At 71.7% G+C, this 22,592-nt stretch carries 24 protein-coding genes and 1 pseudogene; 14 read left to right on the top strand and 11 right to left on the bottom strand.

Annotated features, from left to right (window positions below):
• Nucleotides 1–9 precede the first annotated feature (9 nt).
• The 3 genes from J2X09_RS03035 to J2X09_RS03045 form a co-directional block, all read right to left on the bottom strand.
• Nucleotides 10–801 carry a hypothetical protein gene (locus J2X09_RS03035; protein WP_059400412.1) on the bottom strand — a complete coding sequence of 264 codons (792 nt, stop codon included), beginning with the start codon at nucleotides 799–801 and terminating at the stop codon, nucleotides 10–12.
• 202 nt (nucleotides 802–1,003) lie between these two features.
• Entirely contained in the window at nucleotides 1,004–2,260 is a 1,257-nt protein-coding gene (locus J2X09_RS03040) for a hypothetical protein (protein WP_146052260.1), read from the bottom strand.
• 334 nt (nucleotides 2,261–2,594) lie between these two features.
• The gene (locus J2X09_RS03045; protein WP_059400410.1) at nucleotides 2,595–3,305 is read right to left on the bottom strand and encodes a hypothetical protein; all 711 of its coding nucleotides are present in this window, start codon (nucleotides 3,303–3,305) and stop codon (nucleotides 2,595–2,597) included.
• Nucleotides 3,306–3,786: 481 nt separating this feature from the next.
• Between J2X09_RS03045 and J2X09_RS27155 the strand changes: the two are divergent.
• The 14 genes and pseudogenes from J2X09_RS27155 to J2X09_RS03115 all read left to right on the top strand — a co-directional run.
• Nucleotides 3,787–4,203 (top strand): annotated as a pseudogene (locus J2X09_RS27155) (error-prone DNA polymerase); the annotation flags it as partial.
• Nucleotides 4,204–4,463: 260 nt separating this feature from the next.
• Nucleotides 4,464–4,745, top strand: a complete 282-nt coding sequence (locus J2X09_RS03055; RefSeq protein ID WP_059400408.1) for a hypothetical protein — start codon at nucleotides 4,464–4,466, stop codon at nucleotides 4,743–4,745.
• A gap of 1 nt (nucleotide 4,746) precedes the next feature.
• Nucleotides 4,747–5,208: a hypothetical protein gene (locus J2X09_RS03060; protein WP_059400407.1), complete on the top strand. Its 462-nt coding sequence runs from the start codon at nucleotides 4,747–4,749 to the stop codon at nucleotides 5,206–5,208.
• A gap of 59 nt (nucleotides 5,209–5,267) precedes the next feature.
• The gene (locus tag J2X09_RS03065; RefSeq protein ID WP_059400406.1) at nucleotides 5,268–5,612 is read left to right on the top strand and encodes a hypothetical protein; all 345 of its coding nucleotides are present in this window, start codon (nucleotides 5,268–5,270) and stop codon (nucleotides 5,610–5,612) included.
• A gap of 548 nt (nucleotides 5,613–6,160) precedes the next feature.
• Complete coding sequence (locus tag J2X09_RS03070) at nucleotides 6,161–6,466, top strand: DUF5983 family protein (RefSeq protein ID WP_059400405.1); 306 nt, start codon at nucleotides 6,161–6,163, stop codon at nucleotides 6,464–6,466.
• Nucleotides 6,463–6,792: a hypothetical protein gene (locus J2X09_RS03075; protein ID WP_059400404.1), complete on the top strand. Its 330-nt coding sequence runs from the start codon at nucleotides 6,463–6,465 to the stop codon at nucleotides 6,790–6,792. Before J2X09_RS03070 ends, J2X09_RS03075 begins: the two co-directional genes overlap by 4 nt.
• Before the next feature lie 436 nt (nucleotides 6,793–7,228).
• Nucleotides 7,229–7,843, top strand: coding sequence for a hypothetical protein (locus J2X09_RS03080; protein WP_059400403.1), 615 nt, complete (start codon nucleotides 7,229–7,231; stop codon nucleotides 7,841–7,843).
• Between the two features lie 87 nt (nucleotides 7,844–7,930).
• Nucleotides 7,931–8,602 carry a hypothetical protein gene (locus tag J2X09_RS03085; RefSeq protein ID WP_059400402.1) on the top strand — a complete coding sequence of 224 codons (672 nt, stop codon included), beginning with the start codon at nucleotides 7,931–7,933 and terminating at the stop codon, nucleotides 8,600–8,602.
• 88 nt (nucleotides 8,603–8,690) lie between these two features.
• On the top strand, nucleotides 8,691–9,149 hold the full coding sequence (locus J2X09_RS03090) for a hypothetical protein (protein WP_059400401.1): 459 nt from the start codon (nucleotides 8,691–8,693) through the stop codon (nucleotides 9,147–9,149).
• A complete protein-coding gene (locus tag J2X09_RS03095; RefSeq protein ID WP_059400400.1) occupies nucleotides 9,146–9,442 on the top strand; it encodes a hypothetical protein in 297 nt (98 codons plus the stop codon). Before J2X09_RS03090 ends, J2X09_RS03095 begins: the two co-directional genes overlap by 4 nt.
• Nucleotides 9,443–9,642: 200 nt before the next feature.
• Nucleotides 9,643–10,095 (top strand): DUF6878 family protein, encoded by a 453-nt coding sequence (locus J2X09_RS03100; RefSeq protein ID WP_059400399.1) that lies wholly within the window; start codon nucleotides 9,643–9,645, stop codon nucleotides 10,093–10,095.
• Nucleotides 10,092–10,850 (top strand): apurinic/apyrimidinic endonuclease family protein, encoded by a 759-nt coding sequence (locus J2X09_RS03105; protein WP_059400398.1) that lies wholly within the window; start codon nucleotides 10,092–10,094, stop codon nucleotides 10,848–10,850. The genes J2X09_RS03100 and J2X09_RS03105 overlap by 4 nt, the downstream gene beginning before the upstream one ends.
• Entirely contained in the window at nucleotides 10,840–11,364 is a 525-nt protein-coding gene (locus J2X09_RS03110; RefSeq protein ID WP_059400397.1) for a hypothetical protein, read from the top strand. The genes J2X09_RS03105 and J2X09_RS03110 overlap by 11 nt, the downstream gene beginning before the upstream one ends.
• A gap of 154 nt (nucleotides 11,365–11,518) precedes the next feature.
• Nucleotides 11,519–11,980 (top strand): hypothetical protein, encoded by a 462-nt coding sequence (locus J2X09_RS03115; RefSeq protein ID WP_059400396.1) that lies wholly within the window; start codon nucleotides 11,519–11,521, stop codon nucleotides 11,978–11,980.
• A gap of 278 nt (nucleotides 11,981–12,258) precedes the next feature.
• On the opposite strand, the gene J2X09_RS03120 is transcribed toward J2X09_RS03115, so the two are convergent.
• The 8 genes from J2X09_RS03120 to dinG all read right to left on the bottom strand — a co-directional run bounded on the left by J2X09_RS03120 (nucleotide 12,259) and on the right by dinG (nucleotide 22,126).
• Nucleotides 12,259–13,029 carry a citryl-CoA lyase gene (locus J2X09_RS03120; RefSeq protein ID WP_059400395.1) on the bottom strand — a complete coding sequence of 257 codons (771 nt, stop codon included), beginning with the start codon at nucleotides 13,027–13,029 and terminating at the stop codon, nucleotides 12,259–12,261.
• Between the two features lie 33 nt (nucleotides 13,030–13,062).
• Nucleotides 13,063–14,037, bottom strand: coding sequence for a zinc-binding dehydrogenase (locus J2X09_RS03125; RefSeq protein WP_059400394.1), 975 nt, complete (start codon nucleotides 14,035–14,037; stop codon nucleotides 13,063–13,065).
• A 33-nt stretch (nucleotides 14,038–14,070) separates the two neighbouring features.
• Nucleotides 14,071–15,198 (bottom strand): porin, encoded by a 1,128-nt coding sequence (locus tag J2X09_RS03130; RefSeq protein WP_059400393.1) that lies wholly within the window; start codon nucleotides 15,196–15,198, stop codon nucleotides 14,071–14,073.
• A 37-nt stretch (nucleotides 15,199–15,235) separates the two neighbouring features.
• The gene (locus J2X09_RS03135; protein WP_063840196.1) at nucleotides 15,236–16,183 is read right to left on the bottom strand and encodes a tripartite tricarboxylate transporter substrate-binding protein; all 948 of its coding nucleotides are present in this window, start codon (nucleotides 16,181–16,183) and stop codon (nucleotides 15,236–15,238) included.
• 125 nt (nucleotides 16,184–16,308) lie between these two features.
• Nucleotides 16,309–17,859: an AMP-binding protein gene (locus tag J2X09_RS03140; protein ID WP_059400391.1), complete on the bottom strand. Its 1,551-nt coding sequence runs from the start codon at nucleotides 17,857–17,859 to the stop codon at nucleotides 16,309–16,311.
• A gap of 107 nt (nucleotides 17,860–17,966) precedes the next feature.
• Nucleotides 17,967–18,794 carry an IclR family transcriptional regulator gene (locus J2X09_RS03145; protein WP_172739422.1) on the bottom strand — a complete coding sequence of 276 codons (828 nt, stop codon included), beginning with the start codon at nucleotides 18,792–18,794 and terminating at the stop codon, nucleotides 17,967–17,969.
• Between the two features lie 236 nt (nucleotides 18,795–19,030).
• Nucleotides 19,031–19,738 (bottom strand): hypothetical protein, encoded by a 708-nt coding sequence (locus J2X09_RS03150; protein WP_059400389.1) that lies wholly within the window; start codon nucleotides 19,736–19,738, stop codon nucleotides 19,031–19,033.
• 162 nt (nucleotides 19,739–19,900) lie between these two features.
• Entirely contained in the window at nucleotides 19,901–22,126 is a 2,226-nt protein-coding gene (gene dinG, locus J2X09_RS03155) for an ATP-dependent DNA helicase DinG (protein ID WP_082136774.1), read from the bottom strand.
• Nucleotides 22,127–22,592: the final 466 nt, after the last annotated feature.

Raw genomic sequence — 22,592 nt, forward strand, 5'->3', positions numbered from 1 at the left:
TGCGCCGCGTCAGCGCAGCGGGACGGAAGCTAGCAACGCATCCAGCGCGCGGCCGTGCAGCGAACAGAAGCGCTCGCAGTGCTCCGCCACATGGCGCTCGAGCCCCGCCCGGCGCGCCAGCGCCAGCAGTTGCAGCACGGCCTCCGAGGGCACGAACCGCAGTTCGCGCCGCCGCTCATCGACCCACACGATGGGGCCGCATCCGGCGCCGGGCCGGGCGGCCTCGACGCCGTCGATCTCCCGGGAGAACCTGGCGCACACGGCGTCGAGCCAGAGCACCTGGTTGTTCCTCAGCCACGCCGTACCGTCATCGAGCCCGTGCGCGCCCGTGAGCAGGTCGCCCGCACGCCGCCACACTTCCTCCAGCATCTGGCTGTGCGAAAGCACCCCGGCTTGGCGGTCGCTGATCCAAAGCCAGGACAGCACCCACGCGCCGCCCTCTCCGCGCGCCGTGGCCGTGTGGACGTCGATCCGGATGTCCGCGTTCGACGCCGTGGCTTCGCGGGCCGCCGAGACATACGGGTCGTCTTCGGGCGCGGCGAGCACTTGGAGGCACTCGCCGATGGTCAGGCCGTCGCGGCGCAGCGCGTTCAGCGCTCGCGCGCGCGCCGTCCCGCGGTTCGCCTCGGCATCCTCTGCGTCCTCGCCCGGCCTACGCTGGTGCTCGGTCTCGCGCAGGCAGCGCCGCGCCTGGGCGACCAGGTCCCAGCAACTGGCGCTGGCGGCCTTGCCGTCGTCGGCGGCGTACCTCAGCGCGTACGCCAGGAGGCTGTCGACAAGATCTCTCATGTCGTTGCTCATGTGATTTCTCCTTCAGGAAGTGAAGGGGCGGCCTGCCCCCGAGGGGCACGGCGCCCCGGGGGGTGATCGATGACGCCGCGGCGGCGCCTTGCCGCCTACGGCCTTTTGTGCCCAGCCCGTACGCCGGGACTGAACGGATGTGAAGTGCCACGGCGCCACGCCCCGGATGGGACAGTGGCCGGCCGCGGCAGCCGTTGCGCGGCTAGTGCGCCGCGGCGCCCAGGCGCACCACCGTGGACAGCACCGTGTCCTCCAGGGTCTCCTCGGCATACGCATGGCCGATGAAGCCCCAGCATTCCTCGTCGCGGTCCTCGATGCGCCGTCCGGTGGCGCGGTCTAGCACGTAGACGACGACGCCGTAGACCTCGCCGTTGACCCAGGCGTTGTATTCCTCCAGCACGGCCTGGCAGTAGCGCGTGGCCTCCTCGGCGAGCGTGGCCGCGAGCTCGGCCGGCGCGAGGCTCAGGCCGCGCGCGTCGGCCCACGCGGCCAGAGGGCCGGCCTCGGTCGCATGGTCACCGTCCCAGGTGTGCCCGCCGTCGTTGGAATGGCGAACGACCGGCGGTTCGTTCCCGCCGCCGGTGGCGCCGAACCAGCGCACCTCGCCGCCGCCCAGCGCCCGCAGCACGTTGCAACGGATGTTGTCCTCGGCCTGCTGGTCCGGCACCCAGATGGCGCCGCCGCGCGTCGTGTCCCAGGGGCATTGCATGCCCTGACCCGCGACGCTGTAGACCACGCCACCATGCTCGTAGATGTCGAGCAGGACGGCGAGCGGGCTGCCGATGCGGCCCGCGGCGCGGGCGCGCTTCCACGCGGCCTCGGCCTCGCGCTCGTCGAGCAGGCTGGACAGGTCCTTGAGCTTGTCGCGCCAGGCCTGCGGCAGCTCGGCCCACCACGGCACGTCGAGGAACCACTGCGCCACGTAGTCCAGCGCGTACGCCCAGCCTTCCTGGTGGATGGCCTGCGCGACCGTCTTGAGGACCGCGTCCCAGCTGGCGGCCGCCCGGCCACGGCTGCGCAGCAGATTGCCGAGTGTCGCCATCAGCGAACGGTTCGAACGGATCGACGCGCAGACCTGTCCGGCCAGGAGGTCGGACACGCATTCCGCGGCGAGGTCCTTGTTGCCCTCGCCGTCGCGGCCCAGCGCCTCGAAAAAGGACGCCTCCTCGCCAGGGCGCGCGCGGCGCCCGCGGTGGTACAGGCTGCCGTTGCCCTGGTCTTCGGTCAGGGGGTTGCAGTGCCCGGCATCGTCGTCGTGGCACAGGCCGCCGGCCACGATGAATTGCTCCATCACGACCATGCGGGCCTCGGTGTCGGGCTCCAGGCGGCATCCGGCCTTGACGTCGATCCCTTCGTCCGCATCGGCCGCGCCGCCGGGGGCGACTTCGGACAGCGACTCGCGTGCTGCCTCGACGCCAGGCAGTGCCAGCGCGCGGCTGGTGAACGGAACTCCTTCCACGGCAACGACCGTCTCCGGCCGCAGGTTGGAAAGAGCCATGACTTGGTGCTTGTTCATTGACGGTCCCATTGAACAGGTCGCGGGGCCGCCCCCTGCGGGAGTGCGTCCCGCGGGGGTTGAAACATGTCCGGCGCCCGATCGGCGCGTCGGACGGCGATGAAGGTCTGGCGCCCGGTCCGCGCACGGCGGTCCGGTGCCCAGAGCGAAGGCCGGCAGGCGCCGGCCAGGGCGGGCCGAGCCGCCGCGTACGCAGGCAAGCCCAGCCCGGAAAAATCGAGGCCATCCGGCATTGGCCGATGCAACGCCGGCGGCGCCTGTGCCTGTCCCGACCGGATCAGCCCAGCGGGATCACGGTCAGAACCGCGTCCAGCGTCCTGCCGTACTGCGCGCAGAAGCGCTCGCAATGTTCGGCGAGCTTCGGCGCCAGGCCGGCCTTCCTGGCGAGCCCAAGCAGATGCAGCAGCGCCTCGGAAGGAACGAACCACAGGGCGCTCCCCGTCTCGTCGACCCACAGGATGGCGCCGGGTTCGGCCGTGGGCCGTACCGACGTGATCGCATCGATCTCTTCGGCATGGTGGGTGACCAGTTCCTCCAGCCAGAGGAGCTGGTTCTCGCGCAGCGCGAAGGTCTCCTTGTCGAGGCCGTGGACGGCGGCGAGGGCCTGGCCCGCGTGCTCGGCCAGTTCCTCCAGCATCTCGCTGTGCGAGAGAACGCCGGCCTGGTGGTCGCTGACCCACAGCCACGCCAGGACCCAGGCGCCGCCGTCGCCGACCGAGGTGGTCGTCTCGTCGTCGATCTCCACGTCGTCGTCCCATCGGATGGCCTCGCGGGCCGCAGTGACGTAGGGATCGTCATTGGGGACGGCCAGCGTCCTGATGCACTCGCCAATGGCCAGGCCATCGGTCCGCAGCGCCGCGAGGGCCGCGGCGCGATGGCTACCGGCGGTCTCGGGGCATGCGCATGCCGCTGACGGCGGTGCTGTGCCCGCAGGCACCTCGCGGGGCTCAGTGCCGGAAGCGCCCGGGTTCGATTCGGGATGGGTCATGGTGGCTCCTTGAAGAACGCGCGGGGCCACGCCGATCCCTTCGGGGAAGTGGCAGCTTCCCGCGGAAAGGGTAAGACGATCCCGCATGCGCAGGCACGCGGGACACAAAGAAACGGGCCATCCTGGAAAGGGATGCCGCGGGTCGGGTGTCGGGCCGTCCATCGGAAGGGCGGCGGGGTCGCACAACGGGCGGGAGTCCGTGGTCTCTGAGGGCTGCGATTCGCTGGATCGACCAGCGGGCTGGCAGCTTGCCCACGCCGGTGCATGGCACCGCAAGCGCGTTCACTCTATCACTGGCCACCACTTCCTTCAATCCTTACGCAGGGCCTCGCGGCTGGCGGACGCCCGCCACCACGCCCGGGCGATGCACGCCGGGTGGTCACGGCGGCGGCGCACTGTTTCAGCGGGACGAGCGCCGCGGCGTGCGGAAGGTGATCGACCACCGCAGCACCCTCACCGGCACTGCCCGCAGCGCTGGAGGGAGGGCGGGGAGCTGGGCCACGACTACGCCACGGTCGGCCTGACGCTGCGCAGCCACCCGCTGGCGCTGCTGCGCCCTGCCCTGGCCCGGCGCCAGTTGGCCAGGGCGGCCGACCTCGAGGACGTGCCCGACGGCCGTTTCGTGCGCTGCGCCGGCATCGGCACGGTGCGCCGGCAGCCGGAGGCGGCCAACGGCACCATCTTCGTCAGCCTCGAGGCCGAGACCGGCAACGTGCAGGTCACCGTGTGGAAGTCGCTGCGGGAAAAGCAGCGGCCCGAGGTGCTGCGCTCGCGCCTGGCCGCGGTGTACGGGAAATGGCAGCGCGAGGGCGACGTGAAGAACCTCGTCGCGCACCGGCTGGCCGACCTCACGCCGCTGCTGGGGCGGCTGGCGACGACGTCGCGGGATTTCCGTTGAAGGCCGCGCCGCATCGCCACCCGAACCGCCCGCGTACTGGGGCGGTTTCGCGGGCATGCGCGCTGCGCCGCGCCGCGTGCCGCCGGCGATGCCCACAATGACCTCGCGCGCTGTCTCCTTCAAGGAGGCGCCTCCCGGCCCTGGCCGGGCGCCGCAGACGTCACCTGCCCCGACCTGAGCGCGACCCGCGCTCGCCGACTCCCCTGGGAACACCGCTTCCCTGGGGAGGCGGGTGTTCCCCTTTTCACCTGGAGAACACCATGCCCACTCCCGACCATGCCGGTGCCGATGCGGCACCGGACCGAGACCCCTCCGACCTCGAAGAGGTCCTCGGCGACGACGACGCGCAGCTCGTCGTGGACGCCCTCTACCGCCTGCGCGCGGACAAGCTCGAAGCGCTGCAGAGCGTCCAGGCCGAAGGCCTGTGCCCCGGAGGCCGCCCCTTCGAGCCGCAGGACTTCGGCATCCCGCAGATGAACCGCCTGCTGGCCCGCCTGGGTGCGGAGCCAGTCGACGAGACCTCCCCAGCGACGGAGCACTGACATGGGCCCGACCCCCTACCGGTACCTCCCCCTCTGGGCCAAGGTGGCCATCGAGCGGCTGGACGCCTGCGCCGAGCTGCGCACCGAGGCGATGCTCGACGAATTGCTCGACGGCTACGCGAGGACCTACGGAGAAGCCGTCGATGCGCAGAACCGCGAATCGGCCCGGCACATCTGCCGCCGCCGCTTCCTGGGCTCGTACAGCGAGCCGCCCCAGAGCGAGCCCGTCCCGCCCGGCACCCTGCGACTGGTGCGACTCGCCCGGGAGGGCGCGCTGGGCATCGGAGACCTCGTCGCGACGCAACGGCTGGGCGAATGCGAGGTCGCCCGCGTCCACACGCCGAACGCGATCGAGGTGCGCGCACTGGCCACCGGCCGGCACTACCTGATCAGCGGCCTGCATTTCGGGCCGGACGCCCGCGTCGTGGACCCCGGGAAGCCTCCCGGCACGCCGCGCCCCTGAAGCCACATCCACCGGCGGGCAGGCATCGCCTGGCCGCCTTCCGTTGCAAGGAGTACCGCATGTCCATTCCCAGCGCCATCGAAGGCGCGATGAATCTCTGGAACTCGGTGGAGACGGCGCTTCGCGCCGCCAACCCCGGCGCCAGCCACGAAGCACTTTTCCAGGCCACGGCCGAGGCCATGAACCAGGCCCTCGGCCTGGGGTGGAACGGCACGCGCGTCGTGTTCGACGACGGCACCTACAGCGTGCGGGTCAGCCGCGTGCTGGCGACCATCGCGCAGGGGGGCGGCGCCCGGTTCAGCGTGCCCGCAGGCCACGCCTGGTTCGACCGGTGCGCGCAGGCACGCACCGCCCGCGCCGCCGAAGCCCTCTATGCCGAGCTGCTGGCGCTGTCGGGTCCCTGAGCGGTCTGCCGACGCCACCCCGCCCCGGCCGCTGCGCGTGCCGCGCCCCCGAGCGCTGCCGCCACGCGCAATGCCCCGTCTACGGGGGCCATTGCGCGGGCGAGCGGTGGGCGGCGGCTTCCTGCAGCGGCGGGAGCCGCCCACAATCTGCTGGTCCCTTGCTTCCGCGCCTTCCTGCGGAAGCCCTCCCGGCCGACGCCGGGCGCCGCAGGCGTTATCTGCACCAGAGACCGCGGGCGCATCGCGCCCTCTTTCCCACGGGAATGCTGCTTCCCGCTGGGGTCGCGGCGTTCCCTGCCCATCTGCAAGGAGAACTCCATGACCCATCCTGTCCACGGCCGGACTCCGGCCACGATGTCCTGAGCGGAGGCGAGCATGCCGCATGCCACCTTCCCGCCCTGCCCTGTCTGCCAGGGCGACGGCTGCCTCCTCGGATCGCTGGGGCGCAGCACCTGGTTCCGTTGCCGCCAGTGCGGCATGGTCTTCCGCCGCGCCCGCCGGGCCCGCGGCCCACGCACGCCGGCGCCCAAGGCGCAGGGAGGCGCGTCATGAGGACCGCGCTGTCCCGATCCCTGCTGCGCCACCTGGAGCCCCTGGCGGCGATCTCGATCGTCCACCTCAGCGGCCCGACACGCGAGCGGCTCGCCGAAGGCAGGCTGTCCATCGTCGCGTACCCCAACGACTACGGCGGCTTCGTCCACGTGGGCACCGAGGACACGACGCCGGAGGAGCCCGATCTGGCCGCCATCTTCCGCATCGCGCGGCCCGCCGGGGTCGTGTGGATCAAGTTCGACGCGGATGCGCCAGCCGTCGACGGCCTGCCGGCGTTCGACGGCGCGGAGGACGCGCCATGAGCCGCCACATCGCCCATCTGGAGCACCGCGGCCGCAAGGTCACCGTGGTGGCGGGCTACGACCGGCCGCTGCGCGAGCTGTTCCTGCAGGTCCTCTATGCCGACCTGCCGCCCTGGGAGGACGAGCAGTTCCTCTATGCCAGCCTCGACGATCCGGCCCACGACTGGACCGACATCAACACCGTGGCCGACAGGCTGGAAGCGCTCGGGATCGCGGTGCCGGTCGGCATGATCGAGAGCATCTTCCTCGACCAGTGCCGCAACATCGGCAACCTGGTCGTCGAGCACCACGGCGATCAGCCACCGACGGTGCTGGCGGCCGGGTGATCCGACGGCACCGGCCCGCATGCGCGGGCCGGTGCCGTTCCCATCCCCCCGCCTGCCACGGCGTCCATGCCCGGCGCCTGATCCGCCACCCTGAATCAGCGCGCGCGGGCGCCGTTTCCGGCCGCGAGCGCGGCCGCCCTCTCGCCAGCCTGCGCGGCCCCTGGCATGCTGAAGGCGCTTGTCGGGCCCGCGCCCGAGCACGCCTTGTGCGTTCCCGAGCACCTCGGGCGTTGCGGTCGTTACCCGCCTGGTGCACTGCACCGCTGCCCTCTGCATCGCCGCCCTCGGGCGGCCGATCGCCTGCCGGCCCCGCCGGCCCCAGCCACTGCGCCCGCGCCCAGCGCGGCGCCTCCCCCTTCTCAGCGGCCCTGTCCGCGCAAACGTGCCGTACCCGCTCGCGGGTCGCGGCCCATCTCGTTTTCAGAAAGGCCATCCCATGCCCAACATCACCGAAATCCTGTGCGCCATCGAGCGCCGCGCCGAGCGCGCCATCGTTCAAGAGCTGCGCGTGATGACGCAGGAGATCCTCGCGATGCGCACCCACCTGTCGCACGAGCACCGCGCGCACGCCGATGCGCTGCTGCTCAAGCTCGACCATCTGGAGCGCTGCCAGCACGTGGAGACCGCGCCCCTGGCCATGGCGGCGCCGGATGGCGCGCCCGTGGTCCGCGGCGGCCCGCCGCTGGACACGCTCACGGCGCTGCAGCCGAGCCACCACCTGGTCCATTTCTACAGCCATGACGTCGGCGAACTGGAGCGGGTCGAGCTCACCGAGACGCTCGCCCAGGCCGCGCAGCTGGTGCGTGGGCACCTGTGCGCGCAGCCCCGGCCCGTGTGGCAGGTGCTGCACCACGCCGCGGACGGCGAGCTGAGGTTCCTCGGCGGCGAGGACATGGTGCTCGCCAGCATCCTGCCGACCGAGCCCAGCACGCCCGAGGTGGAGAGCGCGGTCGAGCACGCCTGCGCGGCGCTGACCGCTGGCGATCCCACGGCGCTGCGGCGCCTGTTCGCCGACCCTGCGGCACGCCGTCCGGCGCGCCTGGTCGCCTGACACCGGCACCACGGCGCCACCATTCACCCACCCCGCGGGGCCCGTCCCGCGCAGGGCCGGGTTCCGCCTTCACCGGAGGAATCCACCATGGATGTGACGCTGAATGCCGATATGCAGCTGTACGTCATCCCGAGCGGCGACGGCTACAGCTGCCTGGGCTTCGACAATGCCCGCGGCCATGCCGACCTGATCGCCGAGCGGCTCGGCCGCCGGGATCTGGCTTTCGCGGAGGGCGAGCACGGAACGCTCGCCGGCTACGCCAGATACTGCACGGCTGTCCACGCCTGGGGGCGCTCGCCGCTGGCCGGGTGTACGTATTTCGGGCCGGGCACCGATCCTCAGGCGGCGCGCGTGCTGGAAGCCTGCCGCCGCGACGGCCGCAAGGTGCGGCTGATGCTCGGCGACACCGCCACCGGCCGGTGCTGGCTGGAGGAACACGGCGTCGTCGGCTGCATCGGCCGCTCCACCGGCACCCTCAAGGTGCCGCTGCTGGTCGAGCCGGGCGCCGGCGGCGGCGGGTCCATCCTGACCGATTGCCTGCTGCGCATCGTCGAGTGGGACACCGGCCGCGACCTCTACCGGCACCGCGCCTACCGCCTGCCGAAGCTGGCGCTGCGCCACACCCCCGAGGAGAAAGCGCGTGCCTGGCAGGTGCTGCAGGGCGGCACCGTCGCCGCCGCGTTTTCCGACGCGGGCCGGGCTGGCGCCTACCTCGCCTTCATGTGCGGCGAGACCGTGGAGCCGCGGATTTTTCAGTGAGGCGGCAACGGCGGCCCTGACGGGCCGTCCCGCCTTCCCTTCTTCCCGATGCCACCACCCCCTTGGCGGGCGGCGGCCTGGAGACACCATGTACGAGATCCCTTTCGAGACGCTCAAGGAGCGCGCCAAGTGCGCGCTGGACCAGCGGATCGCCCGTTGCGATCCCTCGCACGGCGCGGTCGGCTTCGATGGCGGCCGCGCCGTGCGCATGCTCATTCCCTACACGCTGCTGGAAGCCGAGGAACGCGCGGTGCTGAGGGCGCTCGCGGCAGAGAGCGCGCAACGCTCGCCCCTGGGGCAGCGGGCCCGATCGCAGGCGCTGGCCGGCCGGACCGACTGGTCGCAGTGGCTGCTGCACGTGCGGCGCCGTGGCCACCGCCTCATCGATCACTGGGACGTGCGCTGCGTGGCGCACCTCATCGCGCACTTTCCCGAGTGTGTGACGGAGCGCCAGCGGCGCTTCGCCATCGCCTGCCACGTGAACGACGGCGCCGAGGAATGGGTCGTCGCCTTCACGGAAGCGCCCGCGGCGCGGGACCGGCGATGAGCCGCGGTCCGAAGCCCGCGGCGGGCCCACCCGACCTCGGCTGGCGCGACGACGGGCTGTTCACGTTGTTCCTGCCGAACACGAAGGCCGGCGAGGACGCCTGGCGCGTGCTGACTGCGCACACCGAGGGCACCGGCAAGGTGTTCTCGCACCACGCGCCGGAGGTCATCCGCCAGCTTCGCGCCCAGGGATACACCGTCGCGCGGCTGCCCGCCGGCAGCGGCGGGCCTTCCAGGGACGACGCGCTGCTCGCCGGATTGCTGGGCACACCGCAGCCGCCGAGCCGGCCCTAGCCGCGCCACGGTGCGAAAAGCGGACAGCCGGGACACCCGGCCGCGTCCGCGCTCGCGCCACTGGCGCGCCCCCATCACGGCGCCTCGCCCCGAGGCGCCGCCACAGCGAGCCCGCCGTCAGGGCGGGCTCTTTCAATGACCCCCTGGGGCGCCGCCGTCCCGAGAGGAACGCGTGCGCCCCCTTCATTCGAGGAAACGACATGCAAGACAACGAGCAACGGGAGAGCGCCCCGCTCTCCGCACCGCAGCGCATCGCCGCCAACCGGGCGGCGATCTTCGACGCGCTGCGCGCCGACGGCGTCGCGCGCGCGGTGGCCAGCTACACCGGCTCCGGCGACAACGGCGGCCCGGAAGGCGTCCAATACGAGTTGCCGGACGGCAGGACGCTGGAGCCCATTCCCGAGGTCCTCCAGTACAGGGAGACCTGCGAATGGTCCGGCGGCACCTGGCAGATGACGGTGACGCTGAAGGACTGGCCCCTGGACGACGCCATCACGGACGTCGCCATGGAGCTTGTCGACGAGCACTTCGGCGGCTGGGAGAACGGCGACGGCGCCTCGGGCGAGGTCGTCTTCGACACGGCCGATGGCAGCGTGGTCATCGAGCACCGGGCGTACTTTACCGACTCCGACTACCAGGAGGTCCGGCTGTGAAGGCGCATGTCTCGCTGGCCTGCTGGCCGGGGATGCGCCACGAAGCGGCCGCGGCGCTCCTGCACGCTCCGATCGGCGAACCGCTATTCGGACCGCTGTCGGCCGAGCACGTCCAGCTGGTGCCGCAATCGACGGGCTGCCTGACCGAGGACCGGGCCGACGCGCTGCGCATGGCCCATCCGCGCACACGCTTCCGGCTGCACGCCAACGTACATGTCCTCGCGGACCGCCGCTTCGCCGACCTCAGCGGCTTCACGCTGCACGCCGATTGGTTCGTCCAGGCGGCGCGCATCAGCCGCAGGCTCGGGGCGCCCGCGTACACGGCGCACGCCGGCCGGCGCGCGCAAGCGACGCTGTCCATGGCGCTGGAGCACGCGCGCCGCTGCGCCGACCTGTTCGGCTGCCCGGTCGGCATCGAGGGCCACTACCCCACGCCGGGCGACACGTGGCTGGTCTCGAGCTGGTCCGAATACCGGGCGGTGTTCGAGTCGGGCGTGCCCTACGCGCTCGATCTGTCGCACCTGCACATCCTGGCGACTGCCACCGGACGCCATGAGCCGACGTTCGTGGCCGAGATGCTCGCCTGCGAGCGCTGCATCGAGGTCCACGTCAGCGACAACGACGGCCGCGGCGACTGGCACCAGGTCTGCACCGTGCCGTCCTGGTGGTACCCGCTGCTGATCCACATCCAACCCAGCGCGGTGGTGTTCTCAGAGGGAAACCACCGCAGAACGAGGAACACCCATGTCCACTGAATCCACAGAAGAGCAGCCCGCCTACCTCGCGGGCGCCGACGGCGCCGTGGCGCTCAATGCCGCCGGCATCGGGGCCGAAGCCCGCTACCGGGCGGCGCATGCCGATCGCGAGCGGCTCGACCGCAGCTGGGCGGGCGCCACGCTGGCGGCGCTCTTCCTCCAGCACGCCTGGCTCGACGCCGTCACGCTGTCGTTCGAGGTCACATCCGAGTACGACGACAGCGGGGGCTTCTACCGCTGCATCCGGTGCCAGGCCTCGGCGGTCCGCGCGGTTCCTGGGCTGAACGGACCAGAGGAGGCGTTCCCGGATGGTGAGTTCGACCTCGATGCCGCCAGCAGCCTCGTCGAGGAAGCGCTGGAAGACGGCGAATTCGACCTCTACACCGGTCTTGCCAAGTATCCCGAGGGGTTCGACACGCTCACCGTGTCGCTGGAGCGCGCGGCCATCGCCACGCTGCTTGAGCACTGCCCCTTCGACGGAGACCTCGCCTGCGCGGCCTGGGGATTGACGTAAGCCGGGCAAGGCGGGGGCAGCGACGGCGCCTTCAGTGCGTCCTCGCCCTCCCCTGCTGCGCGCATTCCGGCCGCCCGGCCGGAATGCGCCCTTACCTCCGGGCCGCCGTCGCCGATGCCGGCCGGCGGCCCGCCACTTCTTTCGGAGATATCCCATGACCTACCAGTTGATGACCATCGGCCCCTCGCCCTGCGAGGAGGCCTGCGCCCAGGTCGGCCGGGCCGACTACGACGAGCGCTCGCGGCGCGAGTGCCGGGTGTTCCTGCGCATGCTGGAGCGCCTGTACCCGCTGGCCGACGACGTGCCGGCCCGGTTCACAGTGCGGAGCTTTCCGCACGATTTCGGCGCCTACCGCGAGGTCTGCGTCCGCTACGACGACACCGATGCCCGCGCCTGCGACCACGCCTACGAGGTCGAGGGCAACACCCCGGCCGAATGGGACGCGATCGCGCGCTATGAACTGCTCTGGATCGAGCGGCACGACCTGCTCCAGCGCGCCGTGCAACGCGGCGAGATGCTGCCGCAGGAGGTGCCCGAGCAGTACCGCCGGGATGAGGCTCCGGCGCTGCCCACGCAACTGAGTTTCGCCGAGCTGCTCGCGGCGTTCCCGCTGTAGCCCGGAGCACGCGAGCGGCGGGGCGCTGCGCCGCCGGGCATCACCCAGGCGGCATGTTCCCATGAGCCACCAGGCAGGCTTCCTCCGGAGCGCCTGCCTCTTCGACGCGGAGGCGGCCGGTTTGTCCCTGGCGGACACCGCCGCCTGGCCCTTTCAGGCCGCCTGAAGCCTGGATGAACGCACCGGCCGCTGGGACGCGCCGACGATCTTCGGCGCAAGCATGCGGCGCCTGGCCCGGCCGGGCGCTGCCGAGGCGCCATCCCCGGGTCCCGCCGGGATCACCGGCGGATGTCCGCGGGCGGCGCGGTGAATTGCGTGTCGATCAAGCGCCAGGCGTCCTGTGCCAGCGGCGCCGCGCTTTCCTCGAGGATATGCGCGACCAGTCCGCCGCAGCGCCCGATCAGCGCAAGGCACGTCGCGAGCCGTGGCTCGAGCCCCATGCCCAGGACGCACAGCGCCGTCCCGCCGGCCGCGTTCAGCGGCAGGCGCCGGCCCTGCCGCTCGAGTTCCTGCACGATGGCGTCGGCCAGGCGCCATGCCTTGCCGTGGAAGCCGTTCTCCTGCGCGATGCGCCGCAGCGCGGGGACGCGGGGATCGCCCTCGGTGTGCACCGGATGGCCAAAGCCGACAAACCGGGTTCCCGCCGAAGGTGCGGCCAGTTCGCGCGCGAGCCGGGCGTAGGCTTCAGGGCCGTTGCCGTCGGTCAGGCCCGCCGTCCAGCCGGCGAACTGCTCGGCCGCCAGCGACGCCGGGCCCAGGAAGCGGGAGCCCGCGCCCAGCAGCCCCGCCGCGACGGCGCCAGCCAGCGACTCGGGTGCGCCGAGATAGGCCATCCGGGCGGCGATGGCCGGCGGGGTCAGGCCATGGTCCAGGGCCACCACGAGGATGGCGTCGATCATCCGCTTCTCCTCGGCGCGCGGCCTGCGGCCCAGCACGCACAGGACCAGCGCCTCCACGAAGTCCATCTTGCCGAGGACCTCGTGCGCCAGGTCATGGCCGCGCAGCGTGACCGTGTGGGTGCTCGCGTGGCCGATGGCTGTCACGTTCATGGCGGATACCTTCCTTTTTGTCTTTCGCGTCGCTCACGGCAGCAGGACGATCTTGCCCAGGTGCAGGTTGCCGCGCATGAACTCCTGGGCCTGCAGCGCCTCGTCCAGGGGGAACGTCCTGGAGATCACGGGGCGCAGCGTGCCGTCCGCGAGGCGCGGCCCAAGCTCCGCCTCGAACCGCCGGCACACCTGCGCCCGCTCCGCGAGGCTGCGGCTGCGGAAGGACACGCCGATCAGCTGCAGCCGGCGCAAAGCGAGCAGGTTCAGGTCGAGCGTGTCCTCGGTGCCGCCCAGCATGCCGAGCACCACGATGCGCCCGCGAACCGCCGCCGCGGCCAGATTCTGGGCGAGCACGCCGCCGCCGATCGCATCCAGGATCAGCGCCGTCCCCTGCCCGCCGGTCTTCTCCAGGACGGCGCGCGAGAAGTCGGGCGCCCGCGCCAGGTCCACGATCTCCTGCAGGCCGTGCGCGCGCAGCGGCTCGGCCCTGTCGGCACGGCGCGTCGAGCCCATGACGAGGCCCGCGCCGAGCACCCGCGCGATCTGCACCGCGGCGATTCCCACGCCGGAGGTCACGGAGTGGATGAGGACCGATTCGCCGCCGGCCAGGTGGCCGGCGCTGCGCAGCGCGTCGTGCGCCGTCAGGTAGCTCACCGGCACGGCTGCGGCGTCGAGCAGCGGCAGCGCGTCCGGCACCCTCAGGGCCACGTCTTCGTCTACGCACACCTGTTCGGCGTAGCTGCCGTCGGCCAAGGCCATGACGCGGTCGCCGGGCGCGAAGCGCGTCACCCCCGGGCCCAGCGCGATGACTTCGCCGCTCATCTCGTTGCCCGCGATGTGGACTGGACGCGGCGCATAGTGCTTCTGCGTACGGCTCAGGTCCGAGCGGTTCAGGGCCGCGGCATGGACGTGCACCAGCACCTGGCCCGGCCCGGGCACCGGCGCGGCCACCTCCCGCACCTGCAGCGTCTTGCCTTGCGGCGAATCGACCACCACGACGGCTTTCATCGGCGCGCCTCCCGGCCGCCGGCGGCGAAGGAACTAGAACGCATGGGTGATCCCGATGCCGATGTTCTTGGCGGTGGGGTTGCCCGCGGGAACCGCGTTCGCCGGACGCGGCGCGGGCCCGGTCGACAGCACGTACTGGGAGCCGTTGCGGTTGCGCACCGCCCCGACGGATCCCCACAGCGTGGTGCGCTTGGACAGTGCGTACTCCGCGCCGAGCGCCAGCCACGGCACATCCCTGTTGCCCACCGGCGCCGCGTAGTCGCTGCGGTCGCGCAGGTAGAACACCTCGCCGATCAGCGTCCAGGCACCCACCGGCGCGCGCACCCCCAGGTTCAGCAGCGTGAAGTCGCCCGCGCCGCGGGCGGTCAGCCCCTCCATGCGCTCCAGCACGCCGGTGCAGGTGAGGCAGTCGTTCTTCTCGCGCGTGTACCCGGCGAAGACCTTTGCGAAGCCCGCGTCGTAGCTGCCGCCCACCATCAGGCCGCGCGCCGCGCCCACCCGGTCCGTGCTGCCGGCGCCGCGCTGCTTGGCCACCGAGACGAGGACGTTCCAGGGGCGTGCGTTGTACTGCAGCGTGGCCCCGACCATGCTGCCCTGCGTGGTGCTCTTCTCGCCGGCGGATCCGTGCAGTTGGAGCTGCACGCCGCCCCAGGACGGCGAGGTGTAGTGCACTGCGTTGTCGGAGCGGGCCGCGGCGATCAGGTGCAGCGGGTACTTGTCGCTCGTCGCGGTGCTCCTCGTGATCGCCGACACCGAGCCCGACTGGCCGGCCTGGAATGCATTGACCGAAAGCGATGCCACATAGAAGGTGCTGCCCATGCGGCCGAGGCGGATCGTGCCCCAGTCCTTGGAGGAAAGCCCCACCGTGGCCTCCCGCCCGAACGCGCGGCCGCCCTGGGCGAACGTGCCGGTGTCGGCGTTGATGCCGCTTTCGAGGCGGAACACCGCCGACAGGCCGCCGCCGAGGTCCTCGGTTCCGCGGAATCCCAGCCGCGAGCCGACCAGCCCGCCGGACAGCTGACGCACCTGGCTGAACGATCCGGCCTTGCCGTAGTCCATGCCGACGTCGAGCACGCCGTAGACCACCACGTTGGTCTGCGCGTGGGAGTGGGAGGCGGCCAGGGCAAAGCAAGCCCCCGCCGCCGCGATGGCGTGTTTCATGGTTGTCTCCTCTTGTTCTGGTGGTGCCGGTCGGGGGCTACTTGTTCGCGCCCCGTTTGAGCAGCCGGCTCTGGAGTTCGGAATCGGCGCGCGCGCGCTCGAGGAACTGGGCACTGGTGGACCCTTGCACCACGAAGCCCTCCGCCACCAGCTTGTGCCGCAGCGGCTCGCTGAGCACCACAGCGCGGATCGCATCGCTCAGCTGGTCGACCCTGGCCTTGGGCAGCCCTGCGGGAGCGACCACGCCGACCCAGGACGCAGCCTCCATGCCCGGGAAGGTCTCACTGAGCGTCGGGACCTCCGGCAGCAAGGTGGACCGGGTGGGCCCGCCGTACGCGAGCGCGCGCAGCTGACCGCTCTCAATATGGGCCAGGGCCGCCGGCAAGGCGCCCATGATGTAGTCGAAGCGCCCGGCCAGCAGATCCGCCAGGTAGGCGCCACCGCCGCCGTTGTACGGCACGCGCAGCGCCTGGAAGCCGGCCTTCTCGGCGAACAGCGCCGCATTCAAGGTCGTCGACGTGCCCTCGCCGATCGCGCCGTACGTCACCTTGTTCGGGCCCGCCTTGCCGGCGGCGATGAGGTCGTCCAGGGTCCTGTAGGGCGTGCGGGCGGAGGTGACCAGCACGTGCGGCGCGGTCACCACGAGGCTGACGAACTCGAAGGACCTGAACGGATGGTAGGCAAGGCTCGGGTAGACGAGGTGGTCCACGGCGTGCGAGTCGTAGACGATCCCGAGCATCGATCCGTCGGCCGGCGCACGCGCGACCTCGCTGATGCCGATGGTCCCGCCGGCGCCGGGCTTGTTGAGCACGAGGAAATTCTGGCCCAGCTTCTCCGTCAACCCATTCGCCACGTAGCGGCCCACCTTGTCGGTGGTGCCTCCAGCAGGGTACGGAACGACCACCGTGACCGGCCTGGGGCTGGCGAAGATGGCGGGGGCGATGGCGCCCAGCGGCACGCCCAGCAAAATCGATCTGCGTTTCATCGTTGTCTCCTTGATGTCTTCCGTTCTTCCCTTGGACAGCAGCCCTGCCCCACCCGGTGCGCGGCCGCACCGGCTGGCGGCTCTCCGATACACGGTGCTGCGTGGCCGGCCGCAGCGCGGCAGGCTCAGTTCACTCCGCGGGCCTTGCCCTCCCAGTACGGCGCGCGCAACGCCTTCTTGTCGATCTTCCCGACCTTCGTCACCGGCAGGCTGCCCGTGATCTCGATCGTCTTGGGCGCCTTGATCGAGCCGATGTTCGCCTTGGCGAAGGCAATGAGATCCGCCTCGGCGGGGCAACACTGGGGCTGCGGCACGACGAAGGCCTTCACGGCCTCGCCCCAGCGTTCGTCGGGCACGCCGATCACCGCCGAGGCCTTGACGTCCGGGTGCGCCTCCAGGACGCTTTCCACCTCCGACGCATAGACGTTGAACCCGCCGGAGATGATCATGTCCTTGGCGCGGTCGACGATATGGAAGAAGCCGTACGGGTCCACGCGGGCCAGGTCACCGGTATGCAGCCAGCCGTCCCTGATCGTCGCCTCGGTCAGCTCGGGGTTGTTCAGGTAGCCCAGCATCACGTGCGGCGCCCGCACGCAGATCTCGCCCACCTCCCCGGAGCCGGTGCGCGCCTGGCCGTCCTGGCCGACCAGCTTGATGCTCACGCCCGGATAGGGCTTGCCGGCCGCCATGAGCCGCTGCGGATCCTCGTGCACATGCTCCTGCGCCGACAGGTACAGGATGGCGCCGGGCGCCTCCGACTGACCGTAGCTCTGGACCAGCACCGGCCCGAACAGCTCCAGCGCCTGCCGCAGGCGGGCGGGCGACGCCGGAGCGGCGCCGTAGGTGACCCTGCGCAGTTGCCCGCGCTGGATCCGGGCCACGTCCGGGTGGTCGAGCAAGGCGTACAGCATCGTCGGCACCAGGAACAGCGAGTTGACCCGGCCGCTGGCGATCTCCGCGGTCACGCGCGCCGCATCGAACCCGTTGTGGATGACGACGCGCCCGCCCATCCACAGCACCGGGGGGATGAACGAGCCGCCGCCGTGCGAGATCGGCGAGGCCACGAGCAGCCGGGTATCGCCGTCGTAGCCGTTGGCGATGACGTGCAGCATCGTGGCGTAGGTCAGCGCGGCCGAGGCGATCATCACGCCCTTGGGCTTGCCCGTCGTGCCGCCGGTGTAGTTGAGGCGGGCGCAGCCCTGCGGGTCCGCGGCCCCGGCGAACGAGCGCAGCGGGCGCTGCGGCTGCCCGGCGGCCGCGGTGGCCAGCTCGTCGTGGGTCGCGCGCAGGAATGCGTGCCCGCAGGACGCCGCCAATTGCTGCGCGCGGCCGGCACGCCCTGCATCGACGATCACCAGGGCGGGCCGGCTGTCCTCGATGGCGAAGCGATGGTCCTCCAGATCGCCGTTGTATTGCAGCGGCACCAGGGTGAAGCCTCCGACGTAGGCCGCCGCGACCACCAGGAAGGCCTCATAGCCGTTCGCCGCGATCTGCGCGATCCGGTCGCCCGGCTTCAAGCCCAGGGCCCGCAGCGCGCCGATCGTCCTGGCGACGTCCGACGCCAGCTGCGCATACGTCACCTCGGCGCCGTCGCACTCGATCGCCACCCTGGCGCCGGAGCGCTCGAACGCATGGACCAGCGCCTCTCCCATCGACGCCATCGCGTTTGCCTGCATTGCTTTCCCTTCCATCCACATCGGTTGCACCGAAGTCTAGGAAGGGCGGCGCGCCCGTGGTGCCGCGAAGTTCCACATACAGGGAACTTCGCGCGAATGGCCGCGCGCTAGGGCGTGACGGGGACGGCGAAAGCGTCGGCCGGGAAGCGGGAGCGTTGCAGCAGGCTCTCTTGCAGGACCAGCGCTTCCGCATAGAGCGCGTCCAGCACCGACTGCTCATGGCTGCGGCTCATGCGGCCCAGGGTCGTGGCCACGCTGATGGCCAGCAGGGGCCGTCCCGACCCGTCGTTGATGCTCACGCCGAGCGACACCACCCCGTGCGCCACATGGTTCGCCATCCGGGCGAAACCCAGCGCGCGCGTGCGCTCCACCATCTCCTGGACGTAGGCCGAGGAGACGCCGGCGAAGGCCTCCAGCCGCTTGCGGTTCGCCGCGTTGATCACGGTCACCTGCTCGTCGCTCAGCTGGCTGAGCACCGCCATCCCCATCGAGCCCACCCCCAGGGGATGGACGCGGCCTTTCGGCGGCACGATGGGCGGGCGCACTTCGGCGCCGATGCGGTGGTCGATGCACACGGACGAGGCGCCACACCGCTTGCCCAGGAACACGGTGTCGCCCGTACTGCAGGCGATGCGGTCCAGCGAAGTCTCGCACAGCGGGCGCACGTCGTAGCGGTAGGACGAGACCAATCCCATCTCGTAGGCCAGGGGCCCGAGCCGGTACCTGCGCTGCTCGTCACGGGACAGCAGTCCGGCGCCGACGAGCTCCAACAGCAGCCGATGGGTCGTGGACTTGTTCAGGCCCGTGGCCTCCACCACGTCCGAGAGACCCAGTCCGCCCTGGCCCGCCTGCATGATCAGCGAGGCGATCCGCAGGCCCCGCCCCAGCGTCTGTGCGCCGTCACGCCTGGCGCCGTGATCAAACGGTACAACCATGATGTCTCCCAAGATGGTTTCGGATGCCATGCCTGTGCCCGGACCGAGACCAGAGCGCCGGACGATTCTTGTCATATTTTGCAGCCTTACCCCGCCGCCCCTTCCCAGGGGCGTGCGAGCGGCAGCGGGCCGACGCCCCATCCGGCGGACTGTCCGGCAAGGGTGCGCAGCGCCGTCAGGGGCGCTCCGCGCGGGCGCGGCCGCTCACCGCGGCGCGAGGGACTGCGGATCCAGCGTCACGACCGTGGCGTCTCGCCGCCGCGGTCGTCCGCGCCGGGAGGGTCCTCGGCCAGCAGCCGATGGCGCTCCTCGGGCCGGGTCAGCCCGGGCAGCACCCGGCTGGCCACCAGCCAGCACACCCCGAAGGCCGACAGCGCCACCGCCTCGCCGTAGAACACGATGCGCGGCAGCCGCGCCTCGATGCCCAGATCGTCACCCCAGATGCCATTGACCAGCAGCACGGCCATGGCCGCGACCATGGCCCAGAAGCATGCGAGGTACAGCCTCGCGCGCCAGTGCGCCTGCCGGTGGGGCTTGCTGCGCGCATGCCGGTAGAACGCGATGCAGAAATACGCCAGCACCGAGAACATGACGGCGGCGCAGGCATAGTGGACATAGGGGATGATCTCCTCGCGGCCGCCGCACTTGCAGGGAAACATGGCCACGCCGAGGCCCGCCAGCGCCGCCACCCGGGACAGGACCATGTGCGCCCGGGTCTGCCCGTTGTACGAGAGCAGGAAGGCCGAGATCGCAAACAGGAAGCCGACGAAGATGTTGCGCGACCAGTCGCCCGCGAAATACGACTCGCTGATGGATGCGAGCGGGCGCTCGAGTGTGGACACCCAGCCGGTGACGGAAGCGATCGCAATGGCGATGACGCCCACGATCAGCTTCGTGGTGAGCTGGTTGATCTCGGGATACCGGGGTTTCCTGATGACGCGCATGATCTCTCTCCTCCTGCGAATGCGTTGTACCGGAACCGAGGGCATGCCGCCACAGCTGAGCAGCGCCGCGCCGTCCGGTTCGCCGCTTGGCCAGGGGGCGGCCGCGGGCGGACACCGCTCCATGCTGCCGCCGTGCGGGTCGCCTGAGCCGCCCGCGCCACGTCAGGCCGCCTCGGCCAAGCCGGGCGCATCGAGCGGCCGGTCGCCGATGACGATGCGAAACGGCGGCAGGCCGCGCAGCAGCATGCGGCCCCAATGCGTTCTCCCGAGCCGCGGATCCAGCACCGTCACCGTGCCGTGGTCGTCGTCCGTGCGCAGCAGCCGCCCCGTGGCCTGCGCCAGCCGGATGCCGACCTCCGGCACGCTGCGTTCCAGGAATGCGGAGCGCCCCTGTGCCTCTATCCACTCGCGGCGCGTCTCTTCCAGCGGGTTGTCCGGCACGGAGAACGGCAGCTTGGCGCAGATGACATGGGTGCAGTACTCGCCCGGCAGATCGACGCCCTCGGCCAGGCTGGCCAGACCGAACAGCACCGAGCGCTCGCCCGCATCGATCCGGGCACGGTGGCGCTCGAGCAGCTCGCGCCGGGAGCATTCACCCTGCATGAGCACGCAGGCCTTCAGTTCGTCGGGTAAGGCTGCCTGGACCTCGCGCATCTGCCGGGCCGAGGCGAACAGCACCAGCGAGCCGCGCTGGCGCGCCAGCAAGGCAGGAAGACGCCGCACGATCTCCTGCCCATGGGCGGCCGCATCGCGGGGATCGGCGCGCACTCCCGGGATATGCAGGACCGCCCGGCGCCCATAGTCGAACGGCGATGCCAGCGCCAAAGGTTCCAGTGCCGCATAGCCTTGCAGTCCCGCCTCCTCCAGGAACATGGCGAAGCGCCCGCAGGCGCGCAAGGTCGCCGACGTCAACACCGCAGCGCCGACCTTGTTCCACAGCAGTTCCCGCAGCCGCGGCCCGCCGCTGATCGGCGCCGCGCAGACCAGGAAGTCGTCGCCACCGCCCGAACCCGCATGGCGCTCCACCCAGCGCGCCACGGGCAGCGGATGCTGCGTCTCGTCGCACAGCATCCAGTCCCAGGTCGCGACCAGCTCCTCCAGTTTCGGGAAGTACCCCCCGAGCGTGGCCAGGTGCGGCTGCACGGCCTCGGCACGATCGCCTGCGCGGTCCACGAGCGCCGTGCGGAGCGTCAGAAGGTCCTGGCCCATCGCGCGCGCTGCGTCCAGCACGGCAGCGCCCGCTTTCCGCACCTCCACAGGCAGCACGCCGCCTGCGAAGCGGCTGATGCGTTGCTGGCCAGCGAACTCGCAGTGCCGCCCCACGGCCTCCAGCAGGCGCTCCAGCGCCGCGCACAGCCGCGCGGCAGGGAGGGCAGGATCCGGGAGATCCGGGCCGAACCGGCCGAGCCGCAGCGCCGTGACGGCGGCGCGGGCATCGCGGGCCGCATGGGACACCCAGGAGGCCGCACTGCACACGGAGTGGCGCGAGGCGCAGTGGTCCACCACCTTGGAGGGCAGGCTGTGCGCCTCGTCGAAGACTACCAGCGCCTCGCGCAGATCGGGCAGCGTGCTGCCGGGCTCCATGTCCGCTGCCGCCAGCACGAGGTCGTGGTTGGCGATGGTGAGGTCGGCCTCCTTGGCACGCTGGCGGGCCTGGTAGAAGGGGCAGCGCGCATAGCTCGGACAGCGGCTGCCCAGGCAGCCCGGGCGGTCCGTCGTGACGCTGGCCCAGACGGACTCCGGGATCACCTGCGGCCAGGCGTCGCGGTCTCCGCACCAGCGGCCGGCATCGAAGGCCTCGGCCAGGCGCGAGAACCAGCGCAGCGGCCGCACGCCGGCACCGTCCGCCGCCGCGTCGTCTTGCTGCCCGGGCGCGTCGCGCGGCTCGACCGCGGCCTGCTGGTCCAGACGCTGCGCGAGCCGCGCCGGGCACAGGAAGCGCCGCCGGCCCTTGGCCACGACGTAGGAGACCGGGAACGGCAGAAAGCGCAGCAGGTCCGGCACGTCCTTGTGCAGCAGTTGCTCCTGCAGCGTGACGGTGGACGAGGACACGACCAGCTTGCGGCCGCGCAAGTGCGCCAGCACCAGTGCGGGCAGCAGATAGGCGACCGTCTTGCCGGTGCCCGTTCCGGCCTCGATCACGGCGAGGTGCGCTCCGTCGCTTCGCTCTGCGTCGCTGGCATCGACGCGGGCAAGCGCGTGCGCCACCGCCGCGATCATCTGCAGCTGCGGGCGGCGCGCGCGGAACCCCGGCGATCGTTCGCGGATCGCGTCGAGACACCGTTGCATCAGCTGCTTCTCGTCGGGGGTGAGCATGGCCCAGCATCGCCCCCGTTTCGGCCCGGTCAACCCCGGCGGCGACCGCGAGGCGCAGGCAGCGCATGGCATCGCAGGCTGCGGCGCAGCGCCCTGGACCCGAGCAAGTGCCGCCGCGGGACCGGCAACGATTCCAGGCTTCCGGCGCTGGCTCCTTATCCCGGCGGATACGCTGCAGCACGCCCTGTGGCCGCGTCAAGGTCGCAACTGCGGCACTTCCTTCCCCGGGGGCACGTGCCCTCTAGCGCCGCGCCCGGCGAGCCGCTACCGGCGCCCCGTCCGTGCTGTGGGATCCACAGGCCGAAAGCGCCGTGCTGGAGACGCTGCGGCTTGGCAGATCCAGCAGCATCTGCTGCCGGACCCGCAGGGCGAGCACGCGCGGCGCATGCGCATGCACCTGCGGGCGCGGCATCGCGAGGCGTCACGGACCGCGCCCTGAGGCCGGTGCCGCGGCCCTGCCCGTCCCGATGCCGGGCGGCGCGGGGCCGCAGCCGACTCCGCCGCGCCCGAACTGCCCCAGGTACCTCCGGATTGACGC

The organism is Hydrogenophaga laconesensis (assembly GCF_031457235.1).
Classification (GTDB): Bacteria; Pseudomonadota; Gammaproteobacteria; order Burkholderiales; family Burkholderiaceae_C; genus Hydrogenophaga; species Hydrogenophaga laconesensis.

What these genes read in the sequence shown, in the direction of transcription:
- J2X09_RS03035 (WP_059400412.1), bottom strand. Translation starts at nt 801, where the DNA reads ATGAGCAACGACATGAGAGATCTTGTCGACAGCCTCCTGGCGTACGCG.
- J2X09_RS03045 (WP_059400410.1), bottom strand. Translation starts at nt 3,305, where the DNA reads ATGACCCATCCCGAATCGAACCCGGGCGCTTCCGGCACTGAGCCCCGC.
- J2X09_RS03055 (WP_059400408.1), top strand. Translation starts at nt 4,464, where the DNA reads ATGCCCACTCCCGACCATGCCGGTGCCGATGCGGCACCGGACCGAGAC.
- J2X09_RS03060 (WP_059400407.1), top strand. Translation starts at nt 4,747, where the DNA reads ATGGGCCCGACCCCCTACCGGTACCTCCCCCTCTGGGCCAAGGTGGCC.
- J2X09_RS03065 (WP_059400406.1), top strand. Translation starts at nt 5,268, where the DNA reads ATGTCCATTCCCAGCGCCATCGAAGGCGCGATGAATCTCTGGAACTCG.
- J2X09_RS03070 (WP_059400405.1), top strand. Translation starts at nt 6,161, where the DNA reads ATGAGGACCGCGCTGTCCCGATCCCTGCTGCGCCACCTGGAGCCCCTG.
- J2X09_RS03075 (WP_059400404.1), top strand. Translation starts at nt 6,463, where the DNA reads ATGAGCCGCCACATCGCCCATCTGGAGCACCGCGGCCGCAAGGTCACC.
- J2X09_RS03080 (WP_059400403.1), top strand. Translation starts at nt 7,229, where the DNA reads ATGCCCAACATCACCGAAATCCTGTGCGCCATCGAGCGCCGCGCCGAG.
- J2X09_RS03085 (WP_059400402.1), top strand. Translation starts at nt 7,931, where the DNA reads ATGGATGTGACGCTGAATGCCGATATGCAGCTGTACGTCATCCCGAGC.
- J2X09_RS03090 (WP_059400401.1), top strand. Translation starts at nt 8,691, where the DNA reads ATGTACGAGATCCCTTTCGAGACGCTCAAGGAGCGCGCCAAGTGCGCG.
- J2X09_RS03095 (WP_059400400.1), top strand. Translation starts at nt 9,146, where the DNA reads ATGAGCCGCGGTCCGAAGCCCGCGGCGGGCCCACCCGACCTCGGCTGG.
- J2X09_RS03100 (WP_059400399.1), top strand. Translation starts at nt 9,643, where the DNA reads ATGCAAGACAACGAGCAACGGGAGAGCGCCCCGCTCTCCGCACCGCAG.
- J2X09_RS03110 (WP_059400397.1), top strand. Translation starts at nt 10,840, where the DNA reads ATGTCCACTGAATCCACAGAAGAGCAGCCCGCCTACCTCGCGGGCGCC.
- J2X09_RS03115 (WP_059400396.1), top strand. Translation starts at nt 11,519, where the DNA reads ATGACCTACCAGTTGATGACCATCGGCCCCTCGCCCTGCGAGGAGGCC.
- J2X09_RS03120 (WP_059400395.1), bottom strand. Translation starts at nt 13,029, where the DNA reads ATGAACGTGACAGCCATCGGCCACGCGAGCACCCACACGGTCACGCTG.
- J2X09_RS03125 (WP_059400394.1), bottom strand. Translation starts at nt 14,037, where the DNA reads ATGAAAGCCGTCGTGGTGGTCGATTCGCCGCAAGGCAAGACGCTGCAG.
- J2X09_RS03130 (WP_059400393.1), bottom strand. Translation starts at nt 15,198, where the DNA reads ATGAAACACGCCATCGCGGCGGCGGGGGCTTGCTTTGCCCTGGCCGCC.
- J2X09_RS03135 (WP_063840196.1), bottom strand. Translation starts at nt 16,183, where the DNA reads ATGAAACGCAGATCGATTTTGCTGGGCGTGCCGCTGGGCGCCATCGCC.
- J2X09_RS03140 (WP_059400391.1), bottom strand. Translation starts at nt 17,859, where the DNA reads ATGCAGGCAAACGCGATGGCGTCGATGGGAGAGGCGCTGGTCCATGCG.
- J2X09_RS03145 (WP_172739422.1), bottom strand. Translation starts at nt 18,794, where the DNA reads ATGGTTGTACCGTTTGATCACGGCGCCAGGCGTGACGGCGCACAGACG.
- J2X09_RS03150 (WP_059400389.1), bottom strand. Translation starts at nt 19,738, where the DNA reads ATGCGCGTCATCAGGAAACCCCGGTATCCCGAGATCAACCAGCTCACC.
- dinG (WP_082136774.1), bottom strand. Translation starts at nt 22,126, where the DNA reads ATGCCATGCGCTGCCTGCGCCTCGCGGTCGCCGCCGGGGTTGACCGGG.